8 protein-coding genes and 2 pseudogenes are annotated in these 8904 nt (G+C 64.3%); 4 read left to right on the top strand and 6 right to left on the bottom strand.

All coding sequences use genetic code 11. The features are described 5' to 3' along the window. From AAFX91_RS35705 to AAFX91_RS35695, 3 genes are all read left to right on the top strand, one after another. Positions 1 to 697: FliM/FliN family flagellar motor switch protein (locus AAFX91_RS35705; RefSeq protein WP_394569658.1), on the top strand; the 697-nt coding region annotated here is incomplete at its 5' end. Position 698: 1 nt separating this feature from the next. Beyond that, positions 699 to 1160 carry a DUF6468 domain-containing protein gene (locus AAFX91_RS35700; RefSeq protein WP_028163559.1) on the top strand — a complete coding sequence of 154 codons (462 nt, stop codon included), beginning with the start codon at positions 699 to 701 and terminating at the stop codon, positions 1158 to 1160. Continuing rightward, the gene (locus AAFX91_RS35695) at positions 1157 to 1933 is read left to right on the top strand and encodes a MotE family protein (protein ID WP_130578827.1); all 777 of its coding nucleotides are present in this window, start codon (positions 1157 to 1159) and stop codon (positions 1931 to 1933) included. The genes AAFX91_RS35700 and AAFX91_RS35695 overlap by 4 nt, the downstream gene beginning before the upstream one ends. A 31-nt stretch (positions 1934 to 1964) precedes the next feature. Here AAFX91_RS35695 and AAFX91_RS35690 read toward each other — a convergent pair whose 3' ends face one another. The 6 genes and pseudogenes from AAFX91_RS35690 to AAFX91_RS35665 form a co-directional block, all read right to left on the bottom strand. Further along, on the bottom strand, positions 1965 to 2486 hold the full coding sequence (locus tag AAFX91_RS35690) for a DUF1269 domain-containing protein (RefSeq protein ID WP_130578826.1): 522 nt from the start codon (positions 2484 to 2486) through the stop codon (positions 1965 to 1967). Positions 2487 to 2898: 412 nt separating this feature from the next. Beyond that, positions 2899 to 3102, bottom strand: coding sequence for a hypothetical protein (locus AAFX91_RS35685; RefSeq protein ID WP_394569657.1), 204 nt, complete (start codon positions 3100 to 3102; stop codon positions 2899 to 2901). A gap of 669 nt (positions 3103 to 3771) precedes the next feature. Continuing rightward, complete coding sequence (locus AAFX91_RS35680) at positions 3772 to 4056, bottom strand: DUF1488 family protein (protein WP_394569659.1); 285 nt, start codon at positions 4054 to 4056, stop codon at positions 3772 to 3774. A 42-nt stretch (positions 4057 to 4098) separates the two neighbouring features. Then, a pseudogene (locus tag AAFX91_RS35675) lies at positions 4099 to 4389 on the bottom strand (hypothetical protein); the annotation flags it as partial. After that, positions 4382 to 4651, bottom strand: a complete 270-nt coding sequence (locus AAFX91_RS35670) for a hypothetical protein (RefSeq protein ID WP_282527799.1) — start codon at positions 4649 to 4651, stop codon at positions 4382 to 4384. The pseudogene AAFX91_RS35675 and the gene AAFX91_RS35670, both read right to left, overlap by 8 nt. A gap of 124 nt (positions 4652 to 4775) precedes the next feature. Beyond that, positions 4776 to 5024, bottom strand: coding sequence for a DUF3551 domain-containing protein (locus AAFX91_RS35665; protein WP_130578822.1), 249 nt, complete (start codon positions 5022 to 5024; stop codon positions 4776 to 4778). Between the two features lie 206 nt (positions 5025 to 5230). Between AAFX91_RS35665 and AAFX91_RS35660 the strand changes: the two are divergent. Beyond that, positions 5231 to 8828 (top strand): annotated as a pseudogene (locus AAFX91_RS35660) (tetratricopeptide repeat protein); the annotation flags it as partial. Between the last annotated feature and the right edge of the window lie 76 nt (positions 8829 to 8904).

Raw genomic sequence — 8904 nt, 5'->3', positions numbered from 1 at the left:
TCAGCCACAAAATGCTCCAGGCCAGATGGAACAACGACTTCCTTCTCCGCGCCCTCGCCCATATGCGATAGCCCTACTGCGCATCGAGGGGCGCCCCTACACCACGATCGAGACCAACCTGGTGAAGCGCCTGATCGAGGTCGTGCTGGCCGATGCCGAACAGGCGTTCCGGCCGCTGTCGCCGGTGAAATTCAGCATCGACCGCCTCGAGACCAATCCGCGCTTTGCGGCGATCAGCCGTCCCGCCAACGCCGCGATCCTGGTGCGCCTGCGCATCGACATGGAGGACCGCGGCGGCAATATCGAATTGCTGCTGCCCTATGCGACCATCGAACCGATCCGCAACGTGCTGTTGCAGATGTTCATGGGCGAAAAGTTCGGCCGCGATCCGATCTGGGAAGGACACTTCGCGACCGAAGTGGCGCAGGCGGAGATCTCCGTCGAGGCCGTGCTTTATGAAGCCGACATTCCGCTCAAGCAGTTGATGAAGCTGAAGGTCGGCGACACGCTGCCGCTCGACATCCGCGCGGACTCGCTGGTGTCGGTGCGCTGCGGCCACGTCACCCTGACCGAGGGCCGCATGGGTCGCGTCGGCGACCGCGTCGCGATCCGCGTCAGCAAGAATTTGCGCAAGCCAAATACCACCTTTGCGATGTTCGAGAAGGCCGACGAGCAGACCAAGATGATGGAGGCATAGTTTGAATCATTCCCTCGGAATTGCGATTGAAAGCCTGGTCGCGGTGCTGTTGATGCTGACGATCGGCTACTGCATGCTGCTCAACAAGCGCCTGCAGCGGCTGAAGGCCGACGAGCACTCGCTGAAGGCCACGATCGCCGAACTGATCACCGCAACCGAGATCGCCGAGCGCGCGATCGGCGGGCTGAAGCACACCGTGCGCGACGTCAACGAGAATCTCGGCAGCCAGCTCACCGCGGCGACGCAGATGTCGGCGCATCTGAAGGGCCAGCTCTCCGAGGCCGACGCCATGATCCGGCGGCTGTCGAGGATCGTGCAGGCGGGACGGCCGGTGACGGAGGCTGCGCCCGCCGCAGCCGCTGCACCCGCGCCGGCGGCGCCGAAGATGTCGCCGGCCAAGGCGGTGGCGGCGGCTGCTGAAGCCTTCACCGAACGCAGAAAGGCAGGCGGTCTGGCCGCATGAGCGCGTTTCGCGACATCCGCGTCATCCCGGTCGTGCTGGTCGCGATCTTCGGCCTCGTGGTGCTGAAGGTCGCGGGCCTCGTGCTCGATGGCGGCTATGTGTTCGACTACAATCCGCAGTCGACCAAGCCGTCATGGGCGCAGGAGATGCTGAATTTCCCGGGAGGAAAGAACAAGGGAGATCCGAACGACATCACCGGCTCCGTGCACGGCCCCGAGGAGAAAAAGAAGGAAGAGCCGCCCGCCGCCGCTGATCCGCCGCCGCAGCCGGATGGCGTCGTGATCAATCCGAATTTGCCCCCGCAGATCTCGGCCTCCGAGCGCGCGATCCTGGAACGGCTGCAGGCGCGCCGGCAGGAACTGGATGCCCGCGCGCGCGAGATCGAGATCCGCGAAAGCCTGTTGAAGGCCGCCGAGAAGCGCATCGAGACGAAGGTGGAGGAGGCCAAGGCCAGCGACGCCAGGAGCAGCGCCGTCGCGGCGCAGAAGGCCGAAGCCGACGCCGCGCGCTTCAAGGGCATCATCACGATGTATGAGGGCATGAAGCCGAAGGACGCCGCGAAGGTGTTCGACCGGCTGGAAATGGGCGTGCTCTACGAGATCGCTTCCCAGATCGCGCCGCGCAAGATGGCTGATATCCTCGGCCTGATGCAGCCTGAAGCGGCCGAGCGGCTCACCGTCGAGCTCGCCCGCCGCGCCAGTCCCGACAAGCTGCAGCCCGCCGCCGACCTGCCCAAGATCGAGGGCAAGATGCTCACGCCGAAGCTGAACTGACGGCTTCGGCGCATCGCTTGCAGCAGTACTATTAAGCCGCCGGTGCAGGTGGGGTAGGAACAGCCGCTTGCGCGCCGGCCAGTGCCGCCCGCAACGCGTCTTCCTTGGTGTGGTCGAGAGACGTCTTCAGCACGGTCCCGCCTTCGCCCTTGAGACCTTCAAGCACTTTGTCCCCGGTCACCCTGCGCGCCAGCACAAAAAGGGCTGCGGTTCCCGGTTGAATGGCAGCCGCCGTCTCCTTCATCCATTTGTCGTCGATACCGACATCGGTCAGATATCCGCCGAGCGTGCCGCCGGCGGCGCCAAGCGCTGCTCCTGCCAGCGGCATCAGGAAGATCAGACCGATCAGGGTGCCCCAGAAAGCGCCGCCGACCGCGCCGGCCGCTGTGGTGTTGATGAGCTGGTTCAGCTTTACCCGACCATCGGCATCCTTCACCGCAATCACGGCATCGCCGAGTTCGATCAGGTACTCCTTCTGCATGGCCAGCAATTTCTGACGAACTTCTTCCGCCTTCGCCTCGGTAGGGAATGCGATCACGACAAGATCACTCATTTGCAGTTCTCCTCTATGGCCGCCCGACTTTATTCCGTCTCCATGACCATCCGAATGCAAAGCAAATGGCACACGAACGCCATTGATTTACATCAACCCTGGCGAGTGGAGCGTAGCACGTTGTTCAATCTGTGGCTTCGCCCGTTTGCCTCAAACACAACAGGGAACTTGCCTACCGCCTGGCCCTGACTGGCGTTTTCCTGTTTGCGCCCGCGAAATACGGGCTGGCGAAGCATTGGGCTGGCGGCTGACACCGGCGCTTTGCACCGGGCCATCGGTGCATAGCCACACCTGTGGCAGTGCCGTTGATGCTGTAGATTTCCATACAGATTTCCATACAATTGAGTGATGCGGATCATACGTTAGCCCTGGGTGCGCTCTCGTGCATCCACAGGCAGCCGCGCCTGGGTAGCTACCTGAACAAGCGGTCGGTCGCTTTATCAAGCCGCTTATCCGAACCGCTCGCATCACTTAGATGACCAACCAACTCTCCGGAGAGCCTGTAGATGTTGATCCCTTTGAGGTGATAGAGCTTTGTACCGTTGCGGTCGAAAATTTCTCGACCGACTATAACGCCGACGTGAATACCTTTGCTGTTGAATATGTTGCCCTTCATAGGAGCCTCCTTGCTTGCGAGACCAACCGTGCGGTGCGTTCGCTGCTCTGTTTCGCTGGTGTGTCAGAGCCGACTTGAGCGAGCAGCTTCAATTCGCCGCCGCGCAGCCTTTGCCGGGCAAAGGCCGCGCAATGGCTCATTGATTTGGCTTCGTTGAGCCCGCGCCGGGATCAGCAATCGTCTCCCAGTGGTTGCCGCAAGCGGAACACCGCCATTCGTTGACAACCCCGGTGGACAAATAGGTCGAACGGATGGGGGCAGTAATGAGGTGTCCGCAGATACAGGTATTGGTGCCTTGTGACGGCGAGCGCCTTGGCCCGTCGCGAACCATTCTGGAGGCCCAGCGGCGCTCGAAACTCCGTTCAAAATGCAATGGATAGATTGTGGAACTCATGGGGCTCCCTCCTGTTTCTGGCGGGAGCGCGGCATGGTCTCTCAGTCACTGAAGCCTTTTTCACGATCAGTGATATCAACAACATAAGGCGTGAGCCATCCGATGGCTAGGTCGATGCTCGCAGGATCTTTCGCGCTCTCCTACGGGAGCGATGTTGATGCGCCGGCTCGGGGCCAGCGTACGTTCGTTTGAACGCTAAGCGATCACGATCGTCTGGAACAGAGCGGTCGCCAACGGGACAGCATCACTTTCCCACCGGTCGCCAGCGTGCGGTTCTATCGCGGCTTTCGGAAATCGATGCTGCGCAGGACGATCCCGGGCGGCGTTCCTTCGAACTCGGTCGCCTGGTATTTGCCGTCGGCGCAGGCCTCGATGCGCTCGCGCAGTCGCAAGAATTGCGCTTCGCGTTGCGTTGCTTTCGCTCGCACCACGCCTTCCAGCTCATCCATCGCCGAGATCGAGATTGCACAAGAAATCTCCTTCTGTCCGTCGAGCATCGAGAACAGGACGACCATCCTGTCATATTCATAGCTGATGAAGCGGCTTTGCCTGAGCGTCACGTGACCTGCTCCCTGGAGGCGGCGCGGCGATCGTGCTCCGCCTTGCTCGGTGAGCCGTGCAAAATCCTCAAGAATCGCAGCGACGAGATCGCGATGCCTGGTATCTTCCGGCGGCAGGCCGGCGGCATAAAGGTCGAGTACGTAACGCGCCTTGGTAGCTGCTTCCGGCCACGACGCGGCGGCAGCCGACAAGAGGTCATTTTCGAGCGCGGTCTGCCGCTCGCGCAGCTCCCGCGCATGGCTCTCGATCTCAGCCAGCTCACGACGGATATCGGTCGCTTTTTGCGCCGCCATGCCGCGATGGCTGTCGAGGTCAAGCGGTTCGTCAGTCATGGGGCGCGCTCGCATCGATGCGTTGCGCGTCCGCGAGATCGACCGAGCCGATCGACACCATCTGCATCGCCAGCCCGCGCGAGCCTTCAGCGGGAACCATGATCATGGTGGCGACGCGTCGGAACGCGTCGAACGAGAGTCCCTCGATCGTCTCCTCGTCGGTGATGACCTCGTAGTCGCCGGCCGGTAACAGGCGATCGATACCTCTGATCCGGAACGGGTGTTTGAAAGTGACGACTTCTCGTCGGGAGCGGGTGGTCATGCGCGCGTGCCTTTCGCGAAAACGCCGGCGCCGGCGCTGCCCCAAGAGCAGCATGCGCCCTTTAAGCCGCGTTAGCCATCGCTTTCTTGCCGCGCCCGAGACGAAGCGGTTTGGCGCTCGCGCATCACGATCTTGAGCGCCTCGTCCGGCGAGGGCCGCCGGCGAAATACGGGTTGGCGAAGCATTCGGCTGCGCGGCCTGACGCCGACGCCTTGCACTGAGCCATCGATGTATAGCCGCACCCGATTGCAGGGCCGTCAATGCTGAAGACCTGCATGCAGATCGGGTAACGCGGATCATAGGTCTGCGCCTGGGCAGGCAGCGCCGCCAGGATTGCACCGATCACCAGGATCGCCCGATCCACTTGACGCATCGGAATCTCCTTGAAGGCAGGTCACCCACACGGTCCAAGATGCACTATCCGAGCACCTTTGCCGGCTCTTCGCGCCAGATCCAGCAAATCAATCATCCCTAATGTAGATATTTAACAACTCCTTAAGCGAGCCAATTCAAGATTCGGATGCGGGGTGGCGCATTCGCGTCTGCTTCGAGGCTTGAGGGCTGAAAGACGTAACTGGCATGGCGCGACGGGCTGCCGCTGGACTAAGGTCGCATGGCCGCGTTTTGGCGCGGGCGGCGTATCTTTGCCTGGGCCGGCTGTGGCCGCTTGCCGTGCTCCTGATCTCGCTGACGCTTGCCCCCGCCGCCCGCGCCGACGATCCGGTCAAGGGCGTGGCGACGTTCTCGGCGGCGAACGGTTTTGCGCGGCTGGTGTTCAAGCTTGCCGAAGATGTCGAAACCGAGGTGTCGACGGCCGGCTCGATCGTCGTGGTCCGCTTCAAGCGGCCAGTCGATATCCCGGTGGAGGGATTGGCCGATGCCGTGCCTGATTATGTCGGCATGGCGCGGCGCGATCCGGACGGAACGGCGATCCGCCTGTCGCTGTCGCGGCGGGTGACGATCAACACGATGACTGCGGCAGAGCGGATCTTCATCGACTTCCTGCCCGATGATTGGGCCGGGCCGCCGCCGCCTCTGCCCACGGACGTGATCCGCGAACTGGCCGAGCGCGCGCGTGCCGCCGAGCGTGCGTTGCGCGCGCAGCGGGCGGCGGACGCCGCCAAGAAAAAGCCACCGGTGCGCGTGCGCGCTTCGGTGCAGCCGACCTTCGTGCGCTTCGTGTTCGAAATCCCCGACGGCGTCAGCGTGTCCTCGGTGCTGAACGAGCAGAAGCTGACGCTGTTGTTCAACAGCGTGCTCAGCTTCGACCTCGCGGATGCCAAGGTGGCGGCGCCGCCGAACGTCGCTTCGATCAACCAGCGCTCCGACACCGACACTTCGGCTGTCGACATCAACTTGATCGGCGAAGTCGACGTGCGCTCCTTCCGCGAGGACAAGAACTATGTCGTCGACGTCGCCTTCCAGCAGCCGGAGAAGCCGGCGGCGGATGGGCACGCCGCCAACGTTCCACCCGCGCCGGCAAAGCCGCTGGTCGCCGTGGCGGCTGGGCAGGGCAAGGCGATCAGGGAATCCACGCCCTTGCAGCAGCCGGCGCCGATCGCGCCCTTGACCTCGGAGACTTTCGCGGAGCAGGCCAAGATCTCCATCAAGCCCGAGCAGGGCGCAAATGCGCCGCAGGCGGCGCCGGCCGCAGCGGCCGAGACCACAGCGCCTGCGGCCGCGAAGCCGCAGCCCCCTGCCGCCGAAATGCCCGCGCCGGCGTCCGAGAAGGTCGCGCAGGAGGTGCCGCCTGCTCCCCCTCCGGCGCAAGCGGCGCCTGCCGAGAACGCGAAGCCTGCAGCAGCCCCCGTCAATGAGGCTTCACCGTCGCCTGCGAATGCCGCGCCGAAACAGGCCGCGGCCGCAACGCCGCAGGTCTCCTCCGCTGAAAAGCCGGTTACGGTCGACGCGCAGCGCGACAGCGACGGCTTGCGCGTGACGTTCACCTTCCAGAAGGCGACGCCGTCGGCGCTGTTCCGCCGCGCCGACGCGGTGTGGCTGGTGTTCGATTCTCCGGAGGCGATCGATGTCGCGCCGATCCGCGACAAGGCCGGCGCCATCATCTCCGACGTCAGCCGCTTGCCGCTGGACCAGGGACAGGCGATCCGCTTCCGCCTCAACCGCCCGCAGATGCCTTCGCTCGAGGCCGACGAGCGTTCCTCCGGCACGGGCTGGACGGTGACCTTCGCCGACCGGGTGCAGAAGCCGCCGCAGCCATTGATGGTGGTGCGCAATGTCAGCGATCCCGCGCTCGCCAATGTCAGCGTGCCCTTGGCCAATCCCGGGCAATTGCACCGGCTGGTCGATCCAGACGCCGGCGACATGCTGTGGGTCGTCACCGCGCCGCCGCCGGCGCGCGGCTTCATCCGTCGGCAGGATTTCGTCGAGCTGTCGCTGCTTGAATCCGTCCACGGCCTCGTGGTGCATCCGAACTCCGACGACGTGAAGGCCGAACTCGGCGCCGACAAGGTGGTGCTGGGACGTCCGGGCGGGCTTACGCTGTCATCGGCCGACGTTGCCGCCGAACGCGCCACCGCCGCGGTGAAGCCGCTGTTCGATGCCGAGGAATGGAAGAACAACCAGTCGGAGAACTTCCTGAAGCGGCTCGACGCGCTGATCGCGGCCAGCGCCGAGGCGACCACGTCGCCCGAGCAGCTCGCGCAGGCGCGGCTCAACCTTGCCAAGTTCTACGTCGCGCGCGCCCTGTACGAGGAGGCACACGGTGTTGCCAATCTGATGCTGTCGGAGAGCAAGCGCGGCGCCGAGGACCCGGCCGTGCTGATGGTTCATGCCGCCAGCAGCATCATGATGGGCCGGCCCGAGCGCGCGCTCAAGGATCTTGCCAACCCCGTGATCGGCAACGGCTACGATTCCCAATTGTGGAAGGGGCTCGCCCTTGCGCGCCAGGGCAAATGGGCGGATGCGCGGGAGAAATTCAAGAACGCGGAGTTCTCGGTCGCGACCCTGCCGCCGGACCTGCAGCGTATCGTCATGCTGGAATCGATGAAGGCCGCGCTCGAGGTGAAGGATTTTGCCGGAGCCGCGCGCCGCCGCAGCGAGCTCGAGGTGATCGGCCTGCCGAAGGAATTGAAGCCGGCGGCAGCCGTGCTGCGCGGCCGGCTCGCCGAAGCGCTCGGCTATGAGAAGGACGCGCTCGACGCTTACCGCTTCGCCGCGAACTCGCCCGACCGGGAGGCCGCGGCCGAAGGCAAATTGCTCGAGGTCACACTGAAGCAGAAGCGGGGTGAGATCACCCAGGCCGACATCCTGCGCGAGCTCGAACTGCTCGCGGTGATGTGGCGCGGCGACAGCATCGAGCTGCGCACGCTGCAGATCCTGGCGAAGATCTATTCCGACACCGGCCGCTATGCGGAGGCGTTCGCGGCTACGCGCGCCGCGACGAGGCTGCAGCCGAATTCGCCGGAATCGCGGCAGGCACAGGATGCGGCGTCAGCGCTGTTCTCCCAGCTTTTCCTCGGGCCCGCCGGTGACAGCATCCCGCCGATCGACGCGCTCACGATGTTCTATGAATATCGCGAGCTCACGCCGATCGGTCGCCGCGGCGACGAGATGATCCGTCGCCTCGCTGATCGCCTCGTCGGCGTCGACCTCCTTGATCAAGCTGCCGAGCTTCTGCAGTATCAGGTCGACAAGCGGCTGGAGGGCGCAGCGCGCGCGCAGGTCGCCGCACGCCTTGCCATGGTCTATCTCGCCAATCGCAAGCCGGAGCGCGCGATCGCGGCGCTGCGCCTGACCCGCATCTCGGATCTGTCCGGCGAATTGCGCCAGCAGCGGCTGCTGCTCGAGGCGCGCGCGCAGAGCGACGTTGGTCGGCATGACCTTGCGCTCGACATCATCTCCAACATTCCCGGCCGCGAGGCGATCCGGCTGCGCTCCGACATCTATTGGGCGCAGCGGCACTGGCGCGAGGCCTCCGAGCAGATCGAGCTCTATTATGGTGACCGCTGGCGCGACTTCACGCCGCTGAATGCCGCTGAATGCGGCCGAGAAGGGCGACATCATCCGTGCCGTGGTCGGCTATGCGCTCGCCGAGGACGCGATCGGGCTTACGCGCTTCCGCGAGAAATATGCGCCGCTGATGTCGGGCGAGGCCGACCGGACGGCGTTCGACATCGCAGCCAGGCCGGCTGCCGCCAACAGCGCCGAATTTTCCCAGACGTATTGCCTCACCTGAGGATGTTACTTTCGCTTGACGGATGTAGCTCCGACTGTCGGCCGGTCCGAGGTTGCGT

Origin of the sequence: Bradyrhizobium sp. 31Argb (assembly GCF_043638955.1) — a bacterium.
In the GTDB taxonomy this organism is placed as follows: Bacteria; Pseudomonadota; Alphaproteobacteria; order Rhizobiales; family Xanthobacteraceae; genus Bradyrhizobium.
The sequence above is the reverse complement of the archived record's forward strand: the minus strand, read 5'-3'. Positions and strand labels throughout refer to the sequence as shown.

Bases quoted from the DNA above. Each gene is read 5' to 3' on its own strand.
- AAFX91_RS35695 (WP_130578827.1), top strand. From the start codon at position 1,157: ATGAGCGCGTTTCGCGACATCCGCGTCATCCCGGTCGTGCTGGTCGCG.
- AAFX91_RS35685 (WP_394569657.1), bottom strand. From the start codon at position 3,102: ATGAAGGGCAACATATTCAACAGCAAAGGTATTCACGTCGGCGTTATA.
- AAFX91_RS35670 (WP_282527799.1), bottom strand. From the start codon at position 4,651: ATGACCACCCGCTCCCGACGAGAAGTCGTCACTTTCAAACACCCGTTC.
- AAFX91_RS35665 (WP_130578822.1), bottom strand. From the start codon at position 5,024: ATGCGTCAAGTGGATCGGGCGATCCTGGTGATCGGTGCAATCCTGGCG.
- AAFX91_RS35690 (WP_130578826.1), bottom strand. From the start codon at position 2,486: ATGAGTGATCTTGTCGTGATCGCATTCCCTACCGAGGCGAAGGCGGAA.